The organism is Telluria antibiotica (assembly GCF_011682055.1).
GTDB lineage: Bacteria > Pseudomonadota > Gammaproteobacteria > Burkholderiales > Burkholderiaceae_D > Telluria > Telluria antibiotica.
The window spans coordinates 230,136-255,013 of record NZ_JAAQOM010000008.1; the positions used below are offsets into that span (position 1 = coordinate 230,136).

The following is a 24,878-nucleotide window of genomic DNA, read 5'->3' on the forward strand; positions in this document are numbered from 1 at the left end:
CTCCTCAGCCTGCTCACTTCTTATCAACAAGTACATAAGTACATGTCAATAACTGCATTGTTGGTGCAATAATCTTGTAAGTCAAGCGGTTTTGAACGACCGTTGTAAAAATTTTCACAATCGCCTAAAAACAACCTCTTGATTTTGGCAATCGGACCGCCATCTGTGCTCCGGCTGGAAAACGCGTAAGATGAAAGCAACTGGGATTACCCTGAGGGTTAGTTTCCGCACACACGAAGATCGAAAGCAATTTAGAATACCCCTATGGCAACCAAGCACGATACCGAACAGCTGCTGGAGCGGCAGACCGTCAAGCCACCCCCGTTGTATCAGGTGGCGTTGCTCAATGACGACTACACGCCGATGGAGTTCGTGGTCGCCATCATCCAGGAGTACTTCAACAAGGATCGCGAAACGGCCACGCAGATCATGCTTTCCGTACACCGCCATGGCAAGGGCGTGTGCGGCGTGTTTTCCAAAGATATAGCGTGTACCAAAGTGGAGTTTGTATTAACGCATGCGCGCAAGGCAGGCCACCCCCTGCAGTGCGTGATGGAGGAAGTATGATTGCGCAGGAACTGGAAGTATCTCTACATATGGCCTTTGTCGAAGCGCGGCAGGCTCGGCACGAGTTCATCACGGTCGAACACCTGCTGCTGGCGCTGCTCGACAATCCGTCGGCCGCTGAAGTCCTGCGTGCGTGCGCGGTCAACATCGAAGATCTGCGCAAGACCTTGACGAATTTCATCGGCGACAACACGCCGACCGTGCCCGGCACGGGCGAAGTCGACACTCAACCGACGCTGGGCTTCCAGCGCGTGATCCAGCGCGCGATCATGCATGTCCAGTCCGCGTCCAACGGCAAGAAGGAAGTGACGGGCGCGAACGTGCTCGTGGCGATCTTCGGCGAGAAGGACTCGCACGCCGTTTACTACCTGCACCAGCAGGGCGTGACCCGTCTCGACGTGGTCAACTTCATCTCGCACGGCGTTCGCAAGGACCAGCAGATCGACAGCCAGAAGGCGTCGGAAGGCGTGGAAGAGGCGCAGGTCGAAGGCCAGGCCAAGGAAAGCCCGCTGGATCAGTTCACCCAGAACCTGAACAAGGCTGCCGCCGACGGCCGCATCGATCCGCTGATCGGGCGCGAAGAGGAAGTGGACCGCGTGATCCAGATCCTGTGCCGCCGCCGCAAGAACAATCCGCTGCTCGTGGGCGAGGCCGGTGTCGGCAAGACCGCGATCGCGGAAGGCCTGGCATGGCGCATCGTCCAGGAAGACGTGCCCGAGATCCTGCAGAATGCCGTCGTGTATTCGCTGGACATGGGTGCGCTGCTGGCCGGCACCAAGTACCGCGGCGACTTCGAGCAACGCCTGAAGGCGGTGTTGAAGCAGCTCAAGGACACGCCGAACGGCATCCTGTTCATTGACGAGATCCACACGATCATCGGCGCCGGTTCCGCATCGGGCGGCACGCTCGACGCATCGAACCTGCTGAAGCCGGCCCTCGCGAACGGCCAGCTGAAGTGCATCGGCGCGACCACGTTCACGGAATTCCGCGGCGTGTTCGAGAAGGATCACGCCTTGAGCCGCCGCTTCCAGAAAGTGGACGTGAACGAGCCGTCGGTCGAGCAGACCGTGCAGATCTTGCGCGGCCTCAAGTCGCGCTTCGAAGAGCACCACGGCGTGAAGTATTCGGCGTCGGCGCTGTCGACCGCGGCCGAGCTCGCTGCGCGCTTCATCAATGACCGTCACCTGCCGGACAAGGCGATCGACGTGATCGACGAAGCGGGTGCCGCGCAGCGCGTGCTGCCGAAGTCGAAGCAGAAGAAGACCATCGGCAAGACCGAGATCGAGGACATCATCGCGAAGATCGCGCGGATTCCTCCGCAGACCGTCAACCAGGACGACCGCAGCAAGCTGCAGACCATCGACCGCGACCTGCGCAACGTCGTGTTCGGGCAAGACCCGGCCATCGATGCGCTGGCGTCCGCGATCAAGATGGCGCGCGCCGGCCTCGGCAAGCAGGACAAGCCGATCGGTTCGTTCCTGTTCTCCGGTCCGACCGGCGTCGGCAAGACGGAAGTCGCGAAACAGCTGGCGTTCATCCTCGGCATCGAGCTGGTGCGTTTCGACATGTCGGAATACATGGAGCGTCACGCCGTGTCGCGCCTGATCGGTGCGCCGCCGGGCTACGTCGGCTTCGACCAGGGCGGCCTGCTGACCGAGGCCATCACGAAGAAGCCGCATGCCGTGCTGCTGCTGGACGAGATCGAGAAGGCCCATCCGGACATCTTCAACATCCTGTTGCAGGTGATGGACCATGGCACCTTGACCGACAACAACGGCCGCAAGGCGGACTTCCGCAACGTGATCATCATCATGACCACGAACGCGGGTGCCGAAAGCCTGACCAAGCGTTCCGTCGGCTTCGTGGATTCGAAGGCGCAGGGCGACGAGATGGCCGACATCAAGCGCATGTTCACGCCGGAGTTCCGCAACCGCCTGGATGCGATCATCAGCTTCCGCGCGCTCGACGAGGACATCATCCTGCGCGTCGTCGACAAGTTCCTGATGCAGCTGGAAGAGCAGTTGCACGAGAAGAAGGTGGAAGCCATCTTCACCGAGAAACTGCGCAAGTTCCTCGCGAAGAAAGGTTTCGACCCGCAGATGGGCGCACGGCCGATGTCGCGCCTCATCCAGGACATGATCCGCAAGGCGCTGGCCGACGAGCTGTTGTTCGGCCGTCTCGTGAACGGCGGCCGTGTCACGGTCGAGCTGAACGAGAAGGACGAGGTGTTCCTCGAGTTCCCGGAGGGCGACGTCCCGCCGCCGCCGGAGCCCGTCGAGACCGTCGAAATCGAATAAGCGATCCCAGAATCGCTTGACGAAAGCCCGCCTCGCGCGGGCTTTCTTTTTTGTCATGGGCGCGTCACAAAAGAGTGCATGGCTGTCACATTGATTCATTTTGTTGTCACATGGCATTTCTATAATCGGTCGCATCCCTCTCTTCCGGACAGTGACCCATGCGACTCGCCCACCTTCAAACCGGCACCAAGATCCTCGGCGCCTTTGCCGTGGTGTCTCTCGCCATCGTCATCATTTCCATCGTCGCGTTGTGGCGCATGCACGCCGCCGACGCGATCACGAACGATCTCGTCAACAACAAGCTCGCCCGCCAGCAGATGACGGCCGAGCTGCTGGGCCTGACGCGTCTGAACGGTACGCGCGCCGTGGCCATTGCCCGCAGCGACAGTCTCGAAGCGGCCGACTACTTCCAGGCCATGCTCACGCAGGGCGACAAGAACGCGGCCGCCCTGGCATCGAAACTGGGTGTGCTGCCGTCCGGGCTCGACGAACGCGCGTTGATCGACGCCGCCGCGCAGCGCAAGGCCGCTTACCTGAAAGTGCGGCAGCAAGTGTTCCAGGCCAAGGACCTCGGCAAAACGCAGGACGTCGAACAAATGACGGCGGGCGACTTGGCCACCACGTTCGACGCGTACACGCACGCCCTCGACGCGCTGCTCGCGTGGCAGACGCGCGAGGCGCACGCGCTGGCCGCCACGTCCGCGCAGGCGTTCGCCCTCAGCCGCGTGCTGCTGCCCGCGTTCGGCCTGGCCGCGTTGCTGATCGGTTGCGCGGCCGGCTGGCTGCTCACGCGCAGCATCGTCACGCCGCTGCAGGATGCCGTCGTGCTGGCCGAGCGTGTCGCCACGGGCGATCTCTCCGCCACCATCGCGCATGACCGCGGCGACGAGATCGGCCGCCTGTTCGATGCGCTGAACCATATGACGGGCGGCGTGTCGGCCACCGTCGTGCAAGTGCTCGACAGTGCCCGGATGATCGATGATGCATCGGCCGAGATCGCGGCCGGCAACCGCGACCTGTCGCACCGGACGGAAGAGCAGGCGCGCAGCCTGCATGCGACCGTGCAGGCGATGACCGACCTGACCGAAGCGGTCGGACAGAACCACGTCAACGCGCACGACGCCAACGCGCTCGCGCTCGCGGCCTCGAGCGTCGCGCAGGAGGGCGCGGGCGCCGTCGAGCAGATGGTCGAGCGCATGGAGACGATCCGCCAGTCCGCCGCGCGCATCGGCGACATCACGGCGATGATCGACGGGATCGCGTTCCAGACCAATATCCTGGCCTTGAACGCGGCCGTCGAGGCGGCGCGCGCCGGGGAGCAGGGACGCGGCTTCGCCGTCGTCGCGGGCGAGGTGCGCAGCCTGGCCCAGCATTCGGCGGCAGCGGCCAAGGAGATCAAGAACCTCATCGGCGAATCGACGGGCGCCATCGAATCCGGCGCGGGCATCGCCAGCGCCGCGGGCGGCACGATGCGCGAGATCCTCGGCCGCGTGCGGCAGGTGGCCGATCTGCTCCATGCGATCGACGGCGCCAGCTCGGAGCAGGCGGCCGGCATTGCGCGCGTGCGCCGCGTCATCGCCGACATGGACGAGGCGACGCAGCAGAATGCGGCGATGGTCGAGCAGGCGGCCGCCGCGGCGGCCACGTTGCGCGCGCAGGCGGAGGAGCTGACGGACGTCGTGTCGACGTTCCGTGTGCAGGGCGACGCGCCGGCGCGCCATGCGCTCGCCGCGGACGACGAGGACGCGTACGTGCACGACCTGGCGCTGCTAGCGCCGGCCTGATCGTAGGGTGGGCACCCCTGTGCCCACGCGAGGGTTTGCGGTCCGCCGGCGTCCGCGTGGGCACGAGGTGCCCACCCTACCGAGCCAGCAGTAGGGTGGGCGGCCTCCGCCCACGCGAATGTTTGCGGTCCGCCGGCGTCCGCGTGGGCACGAGGTGCCCACCCTACCGAGCCAGCAGTAGGGTGGGCGGCCTCCGCCCACGCGAACGTTTGCGGTCCGCCGGCGTCCGTGCGGGCACGCATTTCAAGCCCCCGGCTTGAAATGCCCCATCCAACAGAAACGGATTTTCAGATCGCGGCCAGCGCCCTTGCCAGGTCGGCGCGCTGATCGTCCACGTGCTCGATCCCGACCGACAGCCGGATCAACCCATCGCCGATCCCGAGCCGCGCACGCTGGTCCGCGGGAATCGTCGCATGCGTCATGATGGCCGGGTGCTCGATCAGGCTCTCGACGCCGCCCAGGCTTTCCGCCAGGGTGAAGATCTCGCACTGTTCGAGGAAGCGGCGCGCGCCGGCGAGGTCGGTGTCGAGGTCGATGGAGATGATGCCGCCGTAGCCGTGCATCTGCCGCCGCGCCAGCTCATGCTGTGGGTGCGACACGAGGCCCGGGTAATACACATGCCGTACCTTGGCCTGGCTCGACAGCCACTGCGCCAGGTCCAGCGCGCTGGCGTTGCTGCGCTCGACGCGCAGCGCCAGCGTCTTGATCCCGCGGAGGACGAGGAAGCTGTCGAACGGTCCCTGGATGGCGCCGACGGCGTTCTGGATGAAGCCGAGGCGTTCGCGCCACGCCTGCTGGTGCGGCTGGCCGCCCACGACGGCGACGCCGCCGATGACGTCCGAGTGGCCGTTCATGTACTTCGTGGTCGAGTGCACGACGACGTCGATGCCCAGTTCCAGCGGGCGCTGGTTGATGGGACTCGCGAACGTGTTGTCGCACACGGTCATGACGCCGCGCTCGCGGCACAGCTGCGCGATCGCGTGCAGGTCGGCCAGCTTGAGCATCGGGTTCGTCGGCGTCTCCACCCACACCATCTTCGTTTCCGGTCGCAGCGCGTTCGCGAGCGCCAGCGGGTCCGTCAGGTCGACGTACGTGAACTCGTGGCCGGCGCTCGCGCGGCGCACGCGCTCGAACAGGCGATAGGTGCCGCCGTACATGTCGTCGCCGGCGACGATGTGCGAGCCGGCCGGCAGCAGTTCCAGCACGGCCGCGATGGCGGCGAGGCCGGACGCGAACGCGTACGCCGCACCACCGCTCTCGAGGTCGGCCACGCAGCGCTCCAGCGCCCAGCGCGTGGGGTTGTGCGAGCGGCCGTAGTCCAGGCCCTTGTGCACGCCGGGGCTTTCCTGGGCAAAGGTCGACGTCGCGTAAATGGGCGGCATCACGGCGCCCGTGGCCGGGTCGGGCGCCTGGCCGCCGTGGATGACGCGCGTGGCGATGTGGCGTTTGTTCGTGTCGTCTGGATGGGTCACGTCAGTGTCCTGCGCAGGTGGTTGAGAAGGTCGAAGCGGGTGATGAGGCCATAGAAATGGTCGCCCTCGGCGATGACGGCGGTCAGCCCGCGGTCGAGGATGTCGCGCAGCTGCTGCATGCCGGCGGAGGGCGCCAGGGTCTGCAGGTCGGACGTCATCGTACCGGAGACCGGGGCCTTGAAGCGCTCGCGTTCGCTGGTGACGTGCAACAGCAGGTCGGACTCGTCGATCAGGCCCACGAGCTTGCCCTTGTCGATGACGGGGAGCTGCGCGAGGTCGGCGCTGCGCATGCGGTTGAAGGCGGTCAGCAGGGTGTCGGTCGGAGACACCGTGATGACTTCGCCGTCGTCGAAGCGGCGCCCGATCAGGTCGCGCAGGTCGCCCGTGCTGGGGCGGTGCAGCAGGCCCTGGTCGACCATCCAGCCGTCGCTGTACACCTTGGTGAGATAGCGCGTGCCTGTGTCGCAGACGAAGGTCACGACGCGCTTCGGCGTCGTCTGCGCCCGGCAATAGCGCAGCGCGGCCGCGAGCAGGGTGCCCGTCGACGAACCGGCGAGGATGCCTTCCTGGCGCAGCAGTTCGCGCGCCGTGTTGAAGCTCTCCTCGTCGCTGATCGAATACGCCGTCTTCACGCGCGACATGTCGGCGATCGAGGGGATGAAGTCCTCGCCGATGCCTTCCACGGCCCAGGAGCCGGAGACGTCGCTGACTTTGCCCGTCTCGACGTACTCGGCGAGGATCGAGCCCTGCGGATCGGCCAGCACGAATTCCAGGTCGGGCTGCACGCGCGCGAAGAAGCGCGACAGGCCTGTCAGGGTGCCGGACGAGCCGACACCGACGACGATCGCGTCCAGCTCGTGGCGCATCTGGTCCCAGATTTCGGGGGCGGTGGTGGTCTCGTGGGCGGTCGGGTTCGCGGGATTGTTGAACTGGTCGGCGAACCAGGCGCCGGGGATCTCGCGCGCGAGCCGCGCCGCGTAGTCCTGGTAGTACTCGGGATGGCCCTTGCCGACGTCGGAGCGGGTCAGGTGGATCTCGGCGCCGAGGGCTTTCAGGTGCAGGATTTTTTCGGACGCCATCTTGTCGGGCACGACGAGCACGACGCGGTAGCCCTTGATGCGCGCGACGAGGGCGAGGCCCAGGCCCGTGTTGCCGGCCGTGGCCTCGACGACGGTGCCGCCCGGCTGCAGGCGGCCGTCGCGTTCCGCCGCCTCGATCATGGCGCGGCCCACGCGGTCCTTGATGGAGCCGCCCGGATTCTGCGATTCGAGCTTCAGGAACAGGCGGCAGGGCCCCGTGTCCATGCGGGTGACTTCCACCATGGGGGTGTTGCCGATCAGGGAAAACAGTGCAGCTTGCGACAAGTCTTGCATATTGCCTCCGTGCGGACGGGCGGCGCGGGCCTCGTGGGCGCCGCGTGCGGAAAGCTGGCGCCGATCGGGCGCCAGGCCGTAGTAAAAAAATAATACTACGGCTTTTGCCGCGCGCGTGCGTTGGGGCGAATTAAGACGGGCAGGCGTGCGTAGATTGTAGGGTGGGCACCCCGTGCCCACGCGTAACGCTAACGGGCCGCATACGTCCGCGTGGACACAGGGGTGCCCACCCTACGAAGAAGCGCCGGGTTCGTGCCTCGGAGGCGTCAGTTGCCCGCTTTTAATCTGCGCCACAACGTCGTGCGGCTGATGCCCAGGTGCCGCGCCGCGGCGTCGCGCTGGCCGTTGAAGCGCGCCAGCACGTCGGCCACCGTTTCCTGCGCCGGGGCGGGATGTATCGGCGCGGCGACGGCCGGGAGCACGGGCGCCGCGCCCAGTTCCGGCGCCACCGACAACAGGAACGCGGGTGTCAGCGCCTGCAACGGTTCGGCCGCGAGGAACAGCGCGAGGCGTTCCATCACGTTGCGCAGTTCGCGCACATTGCCCGGCCACGCATACGCCGCTAGCTGCGGGCCGCACGCAGCGATTTCCGCGGCGAGATTCGGGTGCGGCCGCGCGCTCAGCGCGGCGAGGGCGTTCTTCAGCGCCCAGTCGGCGAGCGCGGGAATGTCCATGCGGCGCTCGCGCAGCGGGGGCAGGGCGAGGCGCAGCACCGCGAGGCGGTAGAACAGGTCGGCGCGGAACCGGCCCTCGCGCACGCGCGCCTCCAGGTCGCAATGCGTGGCGCTGATCACGCGTACGTCGATGGGTACGGGGCGCGTGCCGCCCACGCGCATCACTTCGCGCTCCTCGAGCACGCGCAGCAGTCGCGTCTGCAGGGCGAGCGGCATCTCGCCGATCTCGTCGAGGAACAGGGTGCCGCCGTCGGCCGCCTCGAACAGGCCGGCATGGCCGCCCCGGCGCGCGCCCGTGAACGCGCCTTCCTCGTGGCCGAACAATTCCGATTCCAGCAGCGACTCCGCGATCGCGCCGCAGTTGACGGCGACGAACGGCCGGTTCGCGCCCCGCCGAGGACTCTCGCGGTGGATGGCCTGCGCGACGAGTTCCTTGCCGGTGCCCGTCTCGCCCTGGATGAGCACCGTCGCAGGCGAGCGCCCGTACAGCACGACGGTCTGGCGCAGGCGTTCCATCGCGGGGGAATCTCCCCGCAGGTCGGCGAGGCCGCGGCGCGCGCGCCGGCTGTCGGGCGCGGCCACGCGCCGTCCGCGCCCGCTCTCGAGCCGCGTCAGGCGCGCCATCTCGAGGGCGTCGTCGAACGCGCGCCGGATCGAATCGAGCGAGTACACGAACACGGTCTTGAGTCCCGCTTCCTCGGCCAGGTCCGTGATCAGGCCCGCGCCGACGACGACTTCCACGCCGGCCGCCTTCAGCTCGGCGATGCTGGCGCGGGCATCGTCTTCCGTCACATAGGTGCGCTGCTCGATGGCGAGGCCGAACGTGGCCGCGAACTCGGCCAGCTCGGCCACGGGACGCTGGTAGTGCACGAGGCCGATGCGCGTGGACAGCCGGCGCGCGCGCGACAGCGCCTGCATGACGTCGAATCCGCTCGCGGTCGCCACGACGACCGGCACGGACACGCGGCCCTTCAGGTAGGCCGCCTGCGAGCCGGCCGCGATCACGACGTCGCAATGCTCCGTCGCCATGCGTTCGCGGATGTGGCGGGCGGCTTCGTCGAAGCCCAGGTGCAGCGGTTCGATCTGGGCCAGGTGGTCGTATTCGGGCGTGATGTGGCGGAACAGGTCGGACAGGCGCGACACGGACACCGTCCAGATGACGGGCTTGCCGGCGCCCTGGTCCGGCGCCGGCGCGGGCGCGGGTCGGTTCGGGTAACTCATGTTGCAAGTGTACCGCAACGTGCAACCGATGTTTCAGTCCGATTTCATGCTGAAACGGTTGGGCGCGAACATTTCCGCCAGCCGTAAGAATCGGGTAAGGCGGCCCACTTAGGATCGTTGCCAGGCCGTCCACCTGAACGGAGATTATTAAAATGGAGACAAAAGTGGAAGATGAAATCGTCCAGCGGGTCAAAGCAGACCCGAACTACCACAAGCTCGTCAAAACGCGTTCCCGCTACGGCTGGACGTTGACGTGGCTCGTCATGATCGCGTACTACGGCTTCACGCTGCTGAATGCGTTCGACAAGCAGTTCATGGCGTCGAAGATCGGTTCCGGCGTCATGTCCTGGGGCGTGCCCCTCGGCCTGTTCGTGATCCTGTTCACGATCGTCGTCACCGGCATCTACGTGCGTCGTGCCAACAACGAATTCGACGCGCTGACCGACGCCATCCAACGCAACGCCGCGTCCGGCAAAGAGAAGGTGCGCGCATGAAGAATTCCACCCTGATGAAGAGCGCCGCCGCCGCGGCGCTGCTGGCCGCCACCGGCGCCGTCCTCGCCGCCCCGGACCTGGGCCAGGCGCAAAAGCAGGCCACGAACTGGACCGCGATCTCGATGTTCGTCGTGTTCGTCGTCTTCACCCTGTTCATCACCAAGTGGGCCGCCAAGCGCACCCGTTCCGCGTCCGACTTCTACACGGCCGGCGGCGGCATCACCGGCTTCCAGAACGGCCTGGCGATCGCGGGCGACTACATGTCGGCCGCCTCGTTCCTGGGCATTTCTGCCGCCGTGTTCGCGAACGGCTTCGACGGCCTGATCTATGCGATCGGCTTCCTCGTCGGCTGGCCCGTCATCACGTTCCTGATGGCCGAGCGCCTGCGTAACCTGGGCCGCTTCACCTTCGCCGACGTGGCCGCCTACCGCTTCGCGCAGAAGCCGGTGCGCTCGTTCGCCGCGTCGGGCACGCTCGTCACCGTGCTGTTCTACCTGATCGCGCAGATGGTCGGCGCCGGCCAGCTGATCAAGCTGCTGTTCGGCCTGGACTACTGGATCGCCGTCGTCATCGTCGGCGCGCTGATGATGATCTACGTGCTGTTCGGCGGCATGACCGCGACGACGTGGGTGCAGATCATCAAGGCCGTGATGCTGCTGGGCGGCGCCACGTTCATGGCGTTCTCCGTGCTCGCGATGTACAACTTCAGCCCGGAAGCGCTGTTCGCCAAGGCGGTCGAAGTGCACAGCAAGAAGGATGCGATCATGGGCCCGGGCGGCTTCATCAAGGACCCGATCTCCGGTATCTCGTTCGGCATGGCGCTGATGTTCGGTACGGCCGGCCTGCCGCACATCCTGATGCGCTTCTTCACGGTCCCGAGCGCCAAGGAAGCCCGTAAATCGGTGCTGTGGGCGACCACCTGGATCGGCTACTTCTACATCCTGACCTTCATCATCGGCTTCGGTGCGATCGTGCTGGTGAGCACCAACCCGGCCTTCAAGGACGCGGCCGGCAAGCTGCTGGGCGGCCCCAACATGCCGGCCGTGCACCTCGCGAAAGCCGTCGGCGGCGACGTGTTCCTCGGCTTCATCTCGGCCGTGGCCTTCGCAACGATCCTGGCCGTCGTGGCCGGCCTGACGCTGTCCGGCGCCTCGGCCGTGTCGCACGACCTGTACGCCTCCGTCATCAAGAAGGGCCAGCCGGCCCCGGGCAGCGAACTGCGCGTCTCGAAGATCACGACGGTCTGCCTGGGCATCGCCGCCGTGCTGCTGGGTATCGTGTTCGAGAAGGTCAATGTCGCGTTCATGGTCTCGCTGGCCTTCGCGATCGCGGCGTCGGCCAACTTCCCGGTGCTGTTCATGTCGGTCCTGTGGAGCAAGTGCACCACTCGCGGAGCGACCGTGGGCGGCTTCCTGGGCCTGGCCACCGCGGTCCTGCTGACCGTGCTGTCGAAGTCCGTGTGGGTCGACGTGTTCCACAATGCGCACGAGATCTTCCCGTACACGTCGCCGGCACTGTTCTCGATGACCGTCGGCTTCGTCGGCATCTGGCTGTTCTCGATCACCGACAACAGCCCGCGCGCCGCGATCGACAAGGCCGGTTTCGAAGCGCAGGAAGTGCGTGCGGAAACCGGTATCGGTGCCGCTGGCGCATCGGCACACTGATCGGTTGGCGACGCCAAGGTGGGCACGGTGTGCCCACCCTACGTCTATCCGGGAAACCCGCACGTTCGCGCGTGCGGGTTTTTTCTTTTATGGCGCCACATCCCCGGCTTTCTCCGCGAACGGCCGCGCGTACTTCACGAGCGCCACGAGCGTCTTGCCCGGCTCCTCGTTGAAGATTTCGTGCGCCGAGTTCTCGAACCACACGAGCTGCTTCGCCGGCGCCTTCACTTTTTCGAACCATTCCGCCGTGCTTGATGACGACACGTTGTAGTCGTGCCGCCCGTTGAAGATGACGATGGGGCAGTCGAACGTCGTGTAGGTGCTGAAGTCCTGCGCGAGGACGTCCGCCAGCATGCGGCTCGACGAGAACGCCGTCGCGTCCCACATCGTGCGCAGGTCCGCGTCCGTGTATTCCGGCGCCAGCTTGGCGGCGGCCGTTTCCGCGTCGAACCCGGTCCTGCCGTACACGGCGCCGCCGTAGTGGCCGAGCCATTTGCGCTGCAGGTACAAGTCCTTCAGCGCCAGCGGCTTGCCCGGTGCGGCATACGGCGCGATCGATTCCAGGTCGTGGATGGCATCCTCGTTGCCCTCGCGCCGCGCCGCGTCCAGCGCGAAGCGCCAGCCGCGCCGCTCGCTCTCCATCCCGTCCGTGATCTGGCCGACGCCGATGTACGCGTGCAGCCAGTCGGGGTGGCGCCGTGCCAGCTGGATGCCCAGCGACGAGCCCCATGAATGGCCCAGCACGAAGATGCGGTCCTTGCCGAATTCCTTGCGCAGGAAGGCCACCATTTCCTCGGCATCCTGCAGCATGCGCGCGCGCCTCAGCGTGGGCGCGATCGTCGCAGGGTCGTTCGCGGCATACGTCTTGCCCGCACCGCGCTGGTCCCATTGCACGACCGTGAAATACTCTTCCCAGCCGCGCTGGAAGTACCAGCTCGTCGGCATCGCGACGTAGCCGGGGCCGCCGTGCAGGAACAGCAGCACCGGATTGCGCCGGTCCGTCCCGCGCACATTGATCCACTGGTCGATCCCGCCGATGCGCACGGCACGCGTCTCTTCGATGCCTTGCGGGGTGACGATGCGGCGCATCTCCGCGATGATTTTCACGGCGTCCGCACGGCTGTCCGGGCCGGCCGCGCCGGCGGGTGCCGCGATGGTCAATGTGGCCAGCAGCAGGGCGCACAGCCGGGATGAACGTTGGGGCATGGTGATTCCCTCGCTCGTGGGTGGGTGGTGGCGCGGAGTCTGTTCAAATTCTGCAGGCCTGTCAATCGCGGTTCGCTGTTTCGTCCGGCGTTTCAGATTGAAACGCTGTGCAACATCAGACGGCCGTGCGCGCTTGCCCCGCGCGCCCAAGTCCTTGAAAATCGGGGTTGTCCGCCTCGCAAGCCCACTGGCACGGTCCTTGCAAAACCTTGTGGCACACCCTCCGATTTGCTTCAAGAAAGGTAAGGACATGAGCCAACAATCCGCCGGCGCCGCATTCCGCCAGGCCGTCCAGGACGAACATCCGCTGCAGGTCATCGGCGCCATCAACGCCAACCATGCGCTGCTCGCGAAGCGCGCCGGCTACCGCGCCATCTACCTGTCCGGCGGCGGCGTCGCGGCCGGGTCGCTGGGCCTGCCGGACCTCGGCATCTCGGGCCTCGAGGACGTGCTGATCGACGTGCGTCGCATCACGGACGTGTGCGACCTGCCGCTGCTCGTCGACGTCGACACCGGATTCGGTTCGTCCGCGTTCAACGTGGCGAGGACTGTCCGTTCGCTGATCAAGGCCGGCGCGGCCGCCTGCCACATCGAAGACCAGGTCGGCGCCAAGCGGTGCGGTCACCGTCCGGGCAAGGAGATCGTCAGCCAGGGCGAGATGGTCGACCGCGTGAAAGCGGCCGTCGATGCGCGCACCGACGACAACTTCGTCATCATGGCACGCACCGATGCGCTCGCGGTCGAGGGCCTGGACAAGGCCGTCGAGCGCGCCGTCGCCTGCGTGGAGGCGGGCGCCGACATGATCTTCCCGGAAGCCATCACGAGCCTGGAGATGTACGCGCGGTTCAAGAAGGCGGTCAAGGTACCGATCCTCGCCAACATCACGGAATTCGGCGCGACGCCGCTGTTCACCGTGGACGAGCTGCGCGGCGCCGACGTCGACATCGTGCTGTACCCGCTCTCGGCGTTCCGCGCGATGAACAAGGCCGCGGAAAACGTGTACGAAGCCATCCGCCGCGATGGGACGCAGAAGAACGTCGTCGACACGATGCAGACCCGCGCCGAGCTGTACGAGCGCATCGATTACCACAGCTATGAACAGAAGCTCGACGCGCTGTTCGCCCAGAATAAAGCCAAATAAAAGGAGACCAAGATGACCGATGTGAAGACCGACACGCCTGCGTTCAAACCGAAGAAATCCGTCGCCCTGTCCGGCGTCGCCGCCGGCAACACGGCGCTGTGCTCCGTGGGCCGCTCCGGCAACGACCTGCATTACCGCGGCTACGACATCCTGGACGTCGCCGACAACAGCGAGTTCGAGGAAATCGCCTACCTGCTCGTGCACGGCAAGCTGCCGAACGACGCGGAGCTGCGCGGCTACAAGGCGAAGCTGAAATCGCTGCGCGGCCTGCCGCACGCGGTGAAGGCCGCGCTGGAAGCGCTGCCGGCCGGTGCGCATCCGATGGACGTGATGCGCACGGGCGTCTCGGTACTGGGCTGCGTGCTGCCGGAAAAGGACGACCACAACATCGCGGGTGCGCGCGACATCGCCGACCGCCTGATGGCGTCGTTCGGTTCGATGCTGCTGTACTGGTACCACTACAGCCATAACGGGAAGCGCATCGACGTCGAGACGGACGACGATTCGATCGGCGGCCACTTCCTGCACCTGCTGCACGGCGTGAAGCCGTCCGAAGAGTGGGTGAAAGCGATGCACACGTCGCTGATCCTGTACGCGGAACACGAGTTCAACGCGTCCACCTTCACGGGCCGCGTCATCGCCGGCACGGGTTCCGACATCTATTCCGCCATCACGGGCGCGATCGGCGCGCTGCGCGGTCCGAAGCACGGCGGCGCCAACGAAGCGGCATTCGACATCCAGAAGCGCTACGAGAACGCGGACGAGGCGGAGGCGGACATCCGCAACCGCGTGGCGAACAAGGAAGTCGTGATCGGCTTCGGCCACCCCGTCTACACGATCTCCGATCCGCGCAACAAGGTGATCAAGGAAGTGGCGCGCACGCTGTCGCAAGAAGCAGGCTCGATGAAGATGTTCGACATCGCCGAGCGCCTCGAATCCGTCATGTGGGAAGTCAAGAAGATGTTCCCGAACCTCGACTGGTTCTCGGCCGTCTCGTACCACATGATGGGCGTGCCGACCGCGATGTTCACGCCGCTGTTCGTCATCTCGCGCACGTCCGGCTGGTCGGCGCACGTCATCGAACAGCGCATCGACAACAAGATCATCCGCCCGAGCGCAAACTACGTCGGCCCGGAAGACCTGCAGTTCGTACCGCTGGCCGACCGCAAATGAAGATGGACGCCGGCGGCATCCACATCCGTCCCCTCGGCGCCGCGGACACCGCGGCGTACCGCGCCCTGCGCCTGGAAAACCTGCGCGACTTCCAGTTCGCGCATGGCCCCGCCTACGAAGACGCGCTCGCGCAATCGGAAGCCTGGCATGCCGACCGGCTGGCGCGACCGGACTACACGTGGTTCGGCGCGTTCGACGGCGACGTGCTCGCCGGCGTCATCTGCCTGTGCGCGAAGAAGGGCAGCCGGCTGCACCATTCGGCGATGCTGAGCAGCCTGATGGTGGCGCGCAGCCACCAGCGCGCCGGCGTGGGGCGCCTGCTGACGGCCCACCTGATCGAACACGCACGCTCGCTCGGCCACGTGCGCCGGCTCACGTTGAAGCTCATCGACGGCAACGTGCCCGCGCGGCGGCTGTACGACGCTTTCGGCTTCCAATCCTTCGGCGTCGAGCCGGACGCCATTTACCACGAGGGCGGGTACCGTGCGCTGCACCACCTGCACCTCTCTCTCGTTTCACAGGCAACGCCATGAATAGTCAATATCGCAAACCCCTGCACGGGACGGATCTGCATTACTTCGACGCGCGCGCCGCCGTCGACGACATCCAGCCGGGCGCCTGGGACGGGCTCCCCTACACGTCGCGCGTGCTGGCCGAAAACCTCGTGCGCCGCTGCGACCCCGTCGCGCTCGTGCCGTCGCTGAAGCAGCTCATCGAACGTCGCCGCGACCTCGATTTCCCGTGGTACCCCGCGCGCGTCGTGTGCCACGACATCCTTGGCCAGACGGCGCTCGTCGACCTGGCCGGCCTGCGCGACGCCATCGCCAAGGAGGGCGGCAACCCGGCACTCGTGAATCCGGTCGTGCCGACGCAGCTCGTCGTCGACCACTCGCTCGCCGTCGAATGCGGCGGCTTCGATCCGGACGCCTTCGCGAAGAACCGCGCCATCGAGGACCGCCGCAACGAAGACCGCTTCCACTTCATCGAATGGACGAAGAAGGCATTCGAGAACGTCGACGTGATCCCGCCGGGGAACGGCATTCTCCACCAGATCAACCTGGAGCGCATGAGCCCCGTCGTGCAGGTGAAGGACGGCGTTGCGTTTCCGGATACGCTCGTCGGCACCGATTCGCACACGCCGATGGTCGATGCGCTCGGCGTCATCGCGATTGGCGTCGGCGGCCTGGAAGCGGAAAGCGTGATGCTGGGCCGCGCCTCGTACATGCGCCTGCCGGACATCGTCGGCGTCGAACTGACGGGAAAGCCGCAACCGGGCATCACCGCGACCGACATCGTGCTGGCGCTGACGGAATTCCTGCGCAAGTCGAAAGTGGTGTCCGCCTACCTCGAGTTCTTCGGAGAAGGCGCCGCGAACCTCACGTTGGGCGACCGCGCGACGATCTCCAACATGGCGCCCGAATACGGTGCCACCGCCGCGATGTTCGCCATCGACGAACAGACCATCAAGTACCTGAAGTTGACCGGACGCGACGACGAGCTCGTGAAACTGGTCGAGCTGTATGCGAAGGAAACGGGCCTGTGGGCCGACACGCTTTCGAACGTGCAGTATGAACGCACGCTCCGCTTCGACCTGTCCTCCGTCGTGCGCAACATCGCCGGTCCGTCGAATCCGCACAAGCGCGTGGCCACGTCGGAACTGGCGCAGCACGGCATCACGGGCGTCGTGGAGAACGAGCCGGGCAAGATGCCCGACGGCGCCGTCATCATCGCCGCGATCACGAGCTGCACGAACACGAACAACCCGCGCAACGTGGTCGCGGCGGGCCTCCTCGCGCGCAACGCGAACGCGCGCGGGCTCGCGCGCAAGCCGTGGGTGAAGTCGTCGTTCGCGCCGGGTTCCAAGGCCGTGCCGCTGTACCTGGACGAAGCGGGGCTGCTGCCGGAGCTGGAGAAACTGGGCTTCGGCGTCGTCGCCTTCGCCTGCACGACCTGCAACGGCATGTCTGGCGCATTGGACCCGGCGATCCAGCAGGAGATCATCGACCGCGACCTGTACGCGACGGCGGTCCTGTCGGGCAACCGCAATTTCGACGGCCGCATCCACCCGTACGCGAAGCAGGCGTTCCTCGCGTCGCCGGCGCTCGTCGTCGCGTACGCGATCGCGGGCACGATCCGCTTCGACATCGAGAAGGACGTGCTGGGTGTCGATGCCGATGGCAAGCCTGTGCGCCTGGCCGACATCTGGCCGAGCGACGCGGAGATCGATGCCGTCGTCGAGCGCGCCGTGAAGCCGCAGCAGTTCCGCAAGGTCTACGACATCATGTTCGCGCGCCGCGACGGGGGTGGCGACGCGGTCTCGCCGCTGTACGACTGGCGCCCCATGAGCACCTACATCCGCCGCCCGCCGTACTGGGAAGGCGCGCTCGCCGGGGAGCGTGCGTTGACGGGCATGCGGCCGCTGGCGGTGTTGGGCGACAACATCACGACGGACCATTTGTCGCCGTCGAACGCGATCATGGCCGACAGCGCCGCGGGCGAATACCTCGCGAAGATGGGCCTGCCGGAAGAAGACTTCAATTCGTATGCGACGCACCGCGGTGACCACCTGACGGCGCAGCGCGCCACGTTCGCGAATCCGACGCTGAAGAACGAGATGGTGCGCAATGCGGACGGCAGCGTGCGCGCCGGTTCGCTCGCGCGCATCGAGCCGGACGGCACGGTCACGCGCATGTGGGAAGCGATCGAGACGTACATGGAGCGCAAGCAGCCGCTGATCGTGATCGCGGGTGCCGACTACGGCCAGGGCTCGTCGCGCGACTGGGCCGCGAAAGGCGTGCGCCTCGCGGGGGTGGAAGCGATCGTGGCCGAAGGGTTCGAGCGCATCCACCGCACGAACCTCGTCGGCATGGGCGTGCTGCCGCTGGAATTCCAGCCGGGCACCACGCGCCTCACCCTGGGGCTCGACGGCACGGAGACGTTCGACGTGGTGGGCGAGCGCACGCCGCGCGCGACTTTGACGCTCGTGATCCATCGGCGCGATGGCGACACCGTCGAGGTGCCCGTGACGTGCCGTCTCGATACGGCCGAGGAAGTGTCGATCTACGAGGCGGGTGGGGTTCTACAGCGATTCGCGCAGGACTTCCTCGCCTCCTCGAAGGTCGCCGCATAACGACGTGATTTTTACGATCGAGGTTGATACCGTAGGGTGGGCACCCTGTGCCCACGCGTGACGGCAGCTCTGAGCCAACTTTCGCGTGGGCTCGGGGAGCCCACCCTACGTCATTCCATGACAGATTCAGGTTAATACAATGGCCCACGCACCCCAAATCAAGATCCCCGCCGTCTACATGCGCGGCGGGACGAGCAAAGGCGTCTTCTTCCGCCTGCAGGACCTGCCGCAAGCGGCGCAAGTCCCCGGCGAGGCGCGCGACAAGCTGCTGCTGCGCGTGATCGGCAGCCCCGACCCGTACGCCAAGCACATCGACGGCATGGGCGGCGCCACGTCCAGCACGAGCAAGACCGTCATCGTGGCGCCCGGCACGCGGCCCGGCCATGACGTCGACTACCTGTTCGGCCAGGTCGGCATCGACAAGCCGTTCGTCGACTGGAGCGGCAACTGCGGCAACCTGTCGGCCGCGGTGGGGCCGTACGCCATCGCCAACGGCTTCATCGATCCCGCGCGCATCCCGGACAACGGCATCGTCACCGTGCGCATCTGGCAGGCCAACATCAACAAGACGATCGTCGCCCACGTGCCCGTCACGAACGGCCAGGTGCAGGAGACCGGCGACTTCGAGCTGGACGGCGTCACGTTCCCCGCCGCCGAAGTGCAACTGGAATTCATGGACCCGGCGGCCGAGGAGGGCGACGGCGGCGGTGCGATGTTCCCGACCGGGAACCTGGTCGACGACCTCGAGGTGCCCGGTGTCGGGACGCTCAAAGCGACGCTGATCAACGCGGGCATCCCGACCGTCTTCGTCAATGCGGCCGACATCGGCTACACGGGCGCGGAGCTGCAGGACGCCATCAACGGCGACCCGAAGGCGCTGGCGATGTTCGAGACGATCCGCGCGTACGGCGCCATGCGCATGGGCCTCATCGCCCACGTGGAGGAGGCGGCGCGGCGCCAGCACACGCCGAAAGTCGCGTTCGTCGCGCCACCCGCGGGCTACGTCGCGTCGAGCGGCAAGCGCGTGGAGGCGGACGACACCGACCTGCTCGTGCGCGCCCTGTCGATGGGCAAGCTGCACCACGCGATGATGGGGACGGCGGCCGTCGCCATCGGCACGGCGGCCGCGATTCCGGGCACGCTCGTGAGCCTCGCCGCAGGCGGGCGCGCGCACGAGGCCGTGCGCTTCGGGCATCCGTCCGGCGTGCTGCGCGTGGGTGCCGAGGCGCGTCAGGAGGGCGGCGACTGGGTCGTCACGAAGGCAGTGATGAGCCGGAGCAGCAGAGTCTTGATGGAAGGATGGGTACGCGTGCCGGGCGACGCGTTCTGAACCGTTGTTGCCTAGCGTCATCCGCTGAATTTAGTGTTTCCGAACGATAAATTACGAACATTTTCAGCTATGATCCACCCAAAAATCGACAAAGAGCCTTGTCAACAGGCTAGCCGGGAAGAGGGATGGATCGGGGAACGAACACACCGGCCTTGGTGGCCGAGGCACTGGCATTGATCGCGGCGCCGGCCTGCGCCTGCGACGGCGAAGGCAGGATCTGGGCCGCGAACGCGGCGCTCGTCGAGCTGGCCGGCTGCGCCGTCGACGGGCGCCCGCTGGTGTCGCTGTTTTGCGCACACACGGCGGCCGCGATGGCGGTCGAGATCCGCCTGTCGCTGGCCGGCGAGCGGCGCTGGGACGGCCTTGTCGACCGTGGCCTGCGCGGCCGCCCCGTCGAAGTGCGCGCGAAGCCGCTGCCCGCGGCCGCTGGCGCGGGCGCAATCTTCGTGTTCGGCGACGTGGTCACGTTCGGCGACGGCCAGGCCGCGTTGCGCGGACGCCTGCTGGAACAGGCCGCCGTCGTGGAGCATGCGCCGGTGGGCATCGCCGTCACGTTGCCCGACCTCGTCAAGTCCTGCAATCCACGCATGGCCGGGATGCTCGGCTACACGCCGGAAGAACTGGTCAACCACAGCCCGGCCAAGGTCTTCGCCACGCACGCCCTGTATGAGGCGTTCATCGGCGAAGCCGTCCTCGTGCTGACGACGGGCAGCCTGTTCGAGAAGAACGAGGTGCCGCTGCGCCGTCGCGACGGCAGCACGATCTGGTGCCGCATCCGCGCCAAGGCCGTCGACATGAGCGCGCGCGAGGCCGGCACCGTGTGGATCGTGGAAGACGTCACGGAGGCGCGCCAGGCGCTGACGGAAATCCAGGCGATCATGACGAATGCGTCGATCGGCATCTTCTTCACGCGCGAGCGCATCATCACGCGCTACAACGACTGCTTCGGCGCGATGTTCGGCTACGGGCCCGGCGAGGTGCTGGGCCAGCCGACGCGCGTGCTGTACGCGGACGACGACGCGTTCGTCGACATGGGCCGCAGGGCATACGGCGTGCTGCGCACGGGCGGCTCGTTCAAGACCGAGACGACGATGGTGCACAGGAACGGCACGCCGATGTGGGTGAACCTGATCGGCTATGCCGTCAATCCGGAGGAGCTGGGCACGGGCACGATGGTCTGGATGATCGAGGACCGCACGGGCGAGAAGGCGGCCGAGGAATCGCTGCGCAACGCGCTGCTGGAAAACCAGGCGATCCTCGACAACGCGGTGCTGGGCATCGCCGTCGTCGAGAACGGCCGAACACTCCATTGCAACCGCAAGATGGAAGAGCTGTTCGGCCACCATAACGGCACCATCGAGGGCCTGCCCGTGCGCGACCTGTATCCCGATGACGCGGGCTGGCAGCGCGCGCGCGACGAGACCCGGCGCGACTTCGAGGCGGGGCACGTGCACATGGCGGAGTATGAACTCGCGCGGCGCGACGGCACGCGTTTCTGGGCGCGTCTGTCGGGCCGGCCGTTCGACATGGCGGACCGGGGCGGGCGCAGCGTCTGGCTGATCGACGACGTGACGGCGCAGCGCGAGGCCGCGGACGCGTTGCGGCGCGCGCGCGACGAGCTCGAAGTGCGCGTGCAGGAACGCACGGCGGAGCTGCAGGCCGAGATCGTCGAGCGGCGCCAGGCCGAGGCGCGCGTGCACCACATGGCGTACCACGACGCGCTCACGGGCCTGCCGAACCGCGCGCTGCTGTCCGACCGCCTCGATCGCGCGTTGCTGGCGGCGCGGCGCGAACGCCTCAAGCTCGCGCTGCTGTTCATCGACCTGGACCGCTTCAAGACGATCAACGATTCGCTGGGCCACGCGGCCGGCGACCACCTGCTGAAGGAAGTGGCGTGGCGCCTGTGCCGCGTCGTGCGCGCGAGCGACACCGTCGCGCGTCTCGGCGGCGACGAATTCGTCGTGCTGGTGCCGGGCGTGCACGCGGCCGAGGAGTGCGGCGCCGTGGGCGACAAGATCATCGAGGCGCTGGCGGCGCCCGTCGACTTCGAGGGCCGCGACCTGCACATCTCGCCGTCGATCGGCATCTGCCTGTACCCGGACGACGGCCAGGACGTCGCGAGCCTGATGCGCAAGGCCGACGCCGCCATGTATTACGCGAAGGCGGCCGGCCGCAACAACTACCAGTTCTACGCCGAGCCGATGAACGCGGCGGCCGCGCGCCATTTCGAGCTGGAGACGCATTTGCGCGGCGCGCTGCAGCGCGAGGAATTCGTGCTGTTCTACCAGCCCATCGTCGGCACGCAGGACGGCCGCGTGCAGGGCCTCGAAGTGCTGCTGCGCTGGCGCCATCCGGAGCAGGGCCTCGTCGCGCCGGACGACTTCATTCCGATCCTGGAAGAGAACGGGTTGATCGTGCCGGTGGGCGAATGGGTGATCCGGCGCGCGTGCGAGCAGTCGATGGCGTGGCAGCGCGCGGGCCTGCCGGCGCTGCCGCTCGCCGTCAACTTGTCGGCGCGCCAGTTCGTGCACCGGGGCCTGATGCAGGCCATCCGCACGATCGTCGACGACACGGGCATCGACCCCGGCCTCCTGGAATTCGAGATCACGGAGACGGCACTGATGCAGCATGGCGGCCAGACGCTGGAGACGCTGGGCCAGATATACAGCATGGGCATCCGCCTGTCGATCGACGACTTCGGCACCGGATATTCGAGCCTCGCGTACCTGAAGCGCTTCCCGGTCCGCAAGATCAAGATCGACCGCGCGTTCGTGCGCGACCTGGAGACGAGCAGCGAAGACCAGGCCATCGTCGCCGCGGTCATGGCACTGGCCGGGAGCCTGCAGATGGCCGTCGTGGCCGAGGGCGTCGAGAACGAGGCCCAGCTGGCGCTGCTGCGGCGCGCCGGGTGCGAGTTTGCGCAGGGCTATCTGTTCGCGCGGCCGGTGGATGCAGAGGCCATCCCGGCCCTGCTGCAAAAACCGGATTAAACGATCGTCGCGATCACCGGCGTGTGGTCCGACGGCTGCTCCCACTTGCGCGGTTCGCGGTCGATGACGCACGCCTCGCAGCGCTTGGCCAGCGCCTGCGACAGCAGGATGTGGTCGATGCGCAGGCCGCGGTTGCGGCGGAACGCCATCTGGCGATAGTCCCACCAGCTGTACTGCTTCTCGGGCTGCTCGAACAGGCGGAACGCGTCGACGAGGCCCAGGCCGCACAGTTCGCGCAGCGCCTCGCGCTCGAGATCGGAGCAGTGGATCTGGCCGGCCCACAGTTCCGGATCGTGCACGTCGCGGTCCTCAGGGGCGATGTTGTAGTCGCCCAGGATCGCGAACTGCTCGTGGATATTCAATTCCTCGCCGACCCACTTGCGCAGCGCGTCGAACCACCCCAGCTTGTACGCATACTTGTCGGAGCCGACGGCCTGGCCGTTCGGCACGTAGGCGCAGATGATGCGCACGCCGTCGACCGTCGCTGCGATCAGGCGCTGCTGCTCGTCCTGGTAGTACGGATTGTTGCGCACGACGTCCGCGAGCGGCAGGCGCGACAGGATCGCCACGCCGTTATACGTCTTCTGGCCGCTGAACACGACCTCGTAGCCGGCCGCGTTGATCTCGGCCACGGGGAACTTGTCGTCCGTGAGTTTGGTCTCCTGGAGGCACAGTACGTCGACGGGGTTGGCGGCGAGCCACTGGAGCAGGTGCGGCAGGCGTACTTTCAGCGAGTTGACGTTCCAGGTTGCGATTTTCATGAGGATGTCTGGTTACACAATCCGGGCAGTATCGTGGCTGTGAGCCATTCTTGCAACACGTCTTGGCTCGCTAAGCCATCACACAATTGGAATTATTTGTGCTAGTTGCAACAAACATGTCGTAAAATTATTGTCCGTGGAGTAAAAATTCGTAACGACGCTGGAAAGTTTCGCGTAACTGTGACAAGATGTAACAATCACAGCAAGACAGGGGACATTTCCGTATCGTCTCCTTCTCAAAAGAAAAAAATTGCAGTAGGCCAACTTTGGTTGTACTATTAGCATATTGCTCAGGAACCAAGAATTCAACAGCAATCCGTTGCATTGAGAGAGGGTTGCCGTGGTCGGTCGAGCGGCCGGCCTTTGGCAGGTGTGTAACGATCGCGGATCCCGAGAGCAGGATTTGCACACAGCTTTGTAAAGGACAACAATGCGCCAAGCATTTGAAGCATGGGCCCAACGCGATGGCCACATTGTCCGGCGTCGTGAAGACAAGCCGGAAGAGTACCTCGTGTACGAAACCCAGCGCCGCTGGTTGATCTGGCAGGCCGCGCTGGCCCACGGACAGAAAGCCGCGGCCGAGGCGCCGCAGAAATTCGCGCCGTCGGAGAACCAGCCGCAGAAGATGCAGGCCGACGAGGCGAGCGTGCGCAATCGCGTACTCAACGAGGTGCTGGATGCGTTCAGCGAACTCGACGACAACGCCGGCGTCGAAGGCATCGTCAAGGTCATCCAGAGCCTCAAGAAGAAGAACCGCGCGGCAGCCGAAGAAAAGGCTTGATGCGCTACCGCCACTACAAGGGCGGGGTGTACGAGGTGGTCTGCGAGGCCGTCCTCGAGGCGGACCACACGGCCGTCGTCGTGTATCGCGGGGAGGACGGCAAGACCTGGGTCCGCCCGCGCGACGCGTTTTTCGGGTTCGTCGACGTGGGCGGCGCATGCCTGCCGCGCTTCGCGCCCCTCGTGTCGGCCGAACCCGCCTAGTGTCACTCATGTCTTGCCGATTGCCGCCGTAAACGGACAGGTATGCTTTATCGGTGAAGACATGTCCAATCCTTATTTCCGTACCGCCTGCGCCGTCGCGCTGGCGGCCGCCACGAGCGGCTGCGTGACGACGATGGGCGAGACGCCCACCCAGCAGCTGGAAGTCCACACGATCCTCGACCACCGCGAAGTGGCGGGCGTGGGCTGCGTGCTGTCCAACGCGGCGGGGCGCTGGTTCGTCGTGGCGCCGGGACGGGTCACGGTCGAGCGCAGCCGCAGCCCGCTGACGATCGATTGCGCGCGCGCGGGCACGGGCGACGCACGCGAGGTCGCCGTCGCGCATGCCACGTCGTTTTTCGACAGCGACCGGCTGATCGGCAACATCATCGTCAGCGCCGGCGGCGCGCCCTACATCAACGCGAACGACGGGTCCGGGGTCGCCTACCAGTCCACGTTGACGGTGCTGATGCATCCGGCGCCCGCCGCGGCGGGGACGCCGGGGGCGTCCGGCGAGAACGGCAACGTCGTCTTCTGAGCGCACAATAAAAAACGGATGCCGAGGCATCCGTTAGCACATGTGCGCGAGGTAGGGTGGGCACCCCTGTGCCCACGCGAAC

Annotated in this window: 19 protein-coding genes; 14 read left to right on the forward strand and 5 right to left on the reverse strand. The window is 66.4% G+C overall.

Annotated features, from left to right (window positions below; translation table 11 throughout):
- The first annotated feature begins 264 nt into the window (after nucleotides 1-264).
- The 3 genes from clpS to HAV22_RS15065 all read left to right on the forward strand — a co-directional run bounded on the left by clpS (nucleotide 265) and on the right by HAV22_RS15065 (nucleotide 4,648).
- Nucleotides 265-567 carry an ATP-dependent Clp protease adapter ClpS gene (gene clpS / locus HAV22_RS15055; protein ID WP_027864722.1) on the forward strand — a complete coding sequence of 101 codons (303 nt, stop codon included), beginning with the start codon at nucleotides 265-267 and terminating at the stop codon, nucleotides 565-567.
- Entirely contained in the window at nucleotides 564-2,864 is a 2,301-nt protein-coding gene (gene clpA / locus HAV22_RS15060) for an ATP-dependent Clp protease ATP-binding subunit ClpA (protein WP_166859891.1), read from the forward strand. The genes clpS and clpA overlap by 4 nt, the downstream gene beginning before the upstream one ends.
- A gap of 158 nt (nucleotides 2,865-3,022) precedes the next feature.
- The gene (locus HAV22_RS15065) at nucleotides 3,023-4,648 is read left to right on the forward strand and encodes a methyl-accepting chemotaxis protein (RefSeq protein ID WP_166859892.1); all 1,626 of its coding nucleotides are present in this window, start codon (nucleotides 3,023-3,025) and stop codon (nucleotides 4,646-4,648) included.
- Between the two features lie 287 nt (nucleotides 4,649-4,935).
- Here HAV22_RS15065 and HAV22_RS15070 read toward each other — a convergent pair whose 3' ends face one another.
- From HAV22_RS15070 to prpR, 3 genes are all read right to left on the reverse strand, one after another.
- A complete protein-coding gene (locus HAV22_RS15070; protein ID WP_166859893.1) occupies nucleotides 4,936-6,120 on the reverse strand; it encodes a trans-sulfuration enzyme family protein in 1,185 nt (394 codons plus the stop codon).
- Complete coding sequence (locus HAV22_RS15075) at nucleotides 6,117-7,493, reverse strand: pyridoxal-phosphate dependent enzyme (RefSeq protein WP_166859894.1); 1,377 nt, start codon at nucleotides 7,491-7,493, stop codon at nucleotides 6,117-6,119. Before HAV22_RS15075 ends, HAV22_RS15070 begins: the two co-directional genes overlap by 4 nt.
- Nucleotides 7,494-7,759: 266 nt before the next feature.
- Nucleotides 7,760-9,388, reverse strand: a complete 1,629-nt coding sequence (gene prpR, locus HAV22_RS15080; RefSeq protein ID WP_166859895.1) for a propionate catabolism operon regulatory protein PrpR — start codon at nucleotides 9,386-9,388, stop codon at nucleotides 7,760-7,762.
- A 152-nt stretch (nucleotides 9,389-9,540) separates the two neighbouring features.
- On the opposite strand from prpR, the gene HAV22_RS15085 reads away from it, so the two are divergent.
- Nucleotides 9,541-9,882, forward strand: coding sequence for a DUF485 domain-containing protein (locus tag HAV22_RS15085; protein ID WP_208296203.1), 342 nt, complete (start codon nucleotides 9,541-9,543; stop codon nucleotides 9,880-9,882).
- The gene (locus HAV22_RS15090; RefSeq protein WP_371869657.1) at nucleotides 9,879-11,546 is read left to right on the forward strand and encodes a cation acetate symporter; all 1,668 of its coding nucleotides are present in this window, start codon (nucleotides 9,879-9,881) and stop codon (nucleotides 11,544-11,546) included. The genes HAV22_RS15085 and HAV22_RS15090 overlap by 4 nt, the downstream gene beginning before the upstream one ends.
- 87 nt (nucleotides 11,547-11,633) lie before the next feature.
- On the opposite strand, the gene HAV22_RS15095 is transcribed toward HAV22_RS15090, so the two are convergent.
- Nucleotides 11,634-12,752, reverse strand: a complete 1,119-nt coding sequence (locus HAV22_RS15095) for an alpha/beta hydrolase (protein WP_166859896.1) — start codon at nucleotides 12,750-12,752, stop codon at nucleotides 11,634-11,636.
- A 250-nt stretch (nucleotides 12,753-13,002) separates the two neighbouring features.
- On the opposite strand from HAV22_RS15095, the gene prpB reads away from it, so the two are divergent.
- From prpB to HAV22_RS15125, 6 genes are all read left to right on the forward strand, one after another.
- The gene (gene prpB / locus HAV22_RS15100; RefSeq protein ID WP_166859897.1) at nucleotides 13,003-13,893 is read left to right on the forward strand and encodes a methylisocitrate lyase; all 891 of its coding nucleotides are present in this window, start codon (nucleotides 13,003-13,005) and stop codon (nucleotides 13,891-13,893) included.
- Nucleotides 13,894-13,905: 12 nt separating this feature from the next.
- Nucleotides 13,906-15,066 (forward strand): bifunctional 2-methylcitrate synthase/citrate synthase, encoded by a 1,161-nt coding sequence (prpC, locus tag HAV22_RS15105; protein WP_166859898.1) that lies wholly within the window; start codon nucleotides 13,906-13,908, stop codon nucleotides 15,064-15,066.
- Nucleotides 15,063-15,599 carry a GNAT family N-acetyltransferase gene (locus tag HAV22_RS15110; protein ID WP_166859899.1) on the forward strand — a complete coding sequence of 179 codons (537 nt, stop codon included), beginning with the start codon at nucleotides 15,063-15,065 and terminating at the stop codon, nucleotides 15,597-15,599. Before prpC ends, HAV22_RS15110 begins: the two co-directional genes overlap by 4 nt.
- Complete coding sequence (gene acnD, locus HAV22_RS15115; RefSeq protein WP_166859900.1) at nucleotides 15,596-18,196, forward strand: Fe/S-dependent 2-methylisocitrate dehydratase AcnD; 2,601 nt, start codon at nucleotides 15,596-15,598, stop codon at nucleotides 18,194-18,196. The genes HAV22_RS15110 and acnD overlap by 4 nt, the downstream gene beginning before the upstream one ends.
- A gap of 139 nt (nucleotides 18,197-18,335) precedes the next feature.
- Nucleotides 18,336-19,526 (forward strand): 2-methylaconitate cis-trans isomerase PrpF, encoded by a 1,191-nt coding sequence (prpF, locus tag HAV22_RS15120; RefSeq protein ID WP_166859901.1) that lies wholly within the window; start codon nucleotides 18,336-18,338, stop codon nucleotides 19,524-19,526.
- Between the two features lie 125 nt (nucleotides 19,527-19,651).
- Complete coding sequence (locus HAV22_RS15125) at nucleotides 19,652-22,516, forward strand: EAL domain-containing protein (protein WP_166859902.1); 2,865 nt, start codon at nucleotides 19,652-19,654, stop codon at nucleotides 22,514-22,516.
- Here the strand turns inward: HAV22_RS15125 and xth are convergent.
- Nucleotides 22,513-23,277 (reverse strand): exodeoxyribonuclease III, encoded by a 765-nt coding sequence (gene xth, locus HAV22_RS15130; protein ID WP_166859903.1) that lies wholly within the window; start codon nucleotides 23,275-23,277, stop codon nucleotides 22,513-22,515. The two genes, HAV22_RS15125 and xth, sit on opposite strands and share 4 nt — an antisense overlap.
- A gap of 430 nt (nucleotides 23,278-23,707) precedes the next feature.
- Here xth and HAV22_RS15135 point away from each other — a divergent pair, with 430 nt between their 5' ends.
- The 3 genes from HAV22_RS15135 to HAV22_RS15145 all read left to right on the forward strand — a co-directional run bounded on the left by HAV22_RS15135 (nucleotide 23,708) and on the right by HAV22_RS15145 (nucleotide 24,796).
- Nucleotides 23,708-24,058, forward strand: a complete 351-nt coding sequence (locus HAV22_RS15135) for a phiTE_015 family protein (RefSeq protein ID WP_166859904.1) — start codon at nucleotides 23,708-23,710, stop codon at nucleotides 24,056-24,058.
- Nucleotides 24,058-24,261: a DUF1653 domain-containing protein gene (locus HAV22_RS15140; protein ID WP_166859905.1), complete on the forward strand. Its 204-nt coding sequence runs from the start codon at nucleotides 24,058-24,060 to the stop codon at nucleotides 24,259-24,261. The genes HAV22_RS15135 and HAV22_RS15140 overlap by 1 nt, the downstream gene beginning before the upstream one ends.
- A gap of 61 nt (nucleotides 24,262-24,322) precedes the next feature.
- Complete coding sequence (locus HAV22_RS15145) at nucleotides 24,323-24,796, forward strand: hypothetical protein (RefSeq protein WP_166859906.1); 474 nt, start codon at nucleotides 24,323-24,325, stop codon at nucleotides 24,794-24,796.
- Nucleotides 24,797-24,878: the final 82 nt, after the last annotated feature.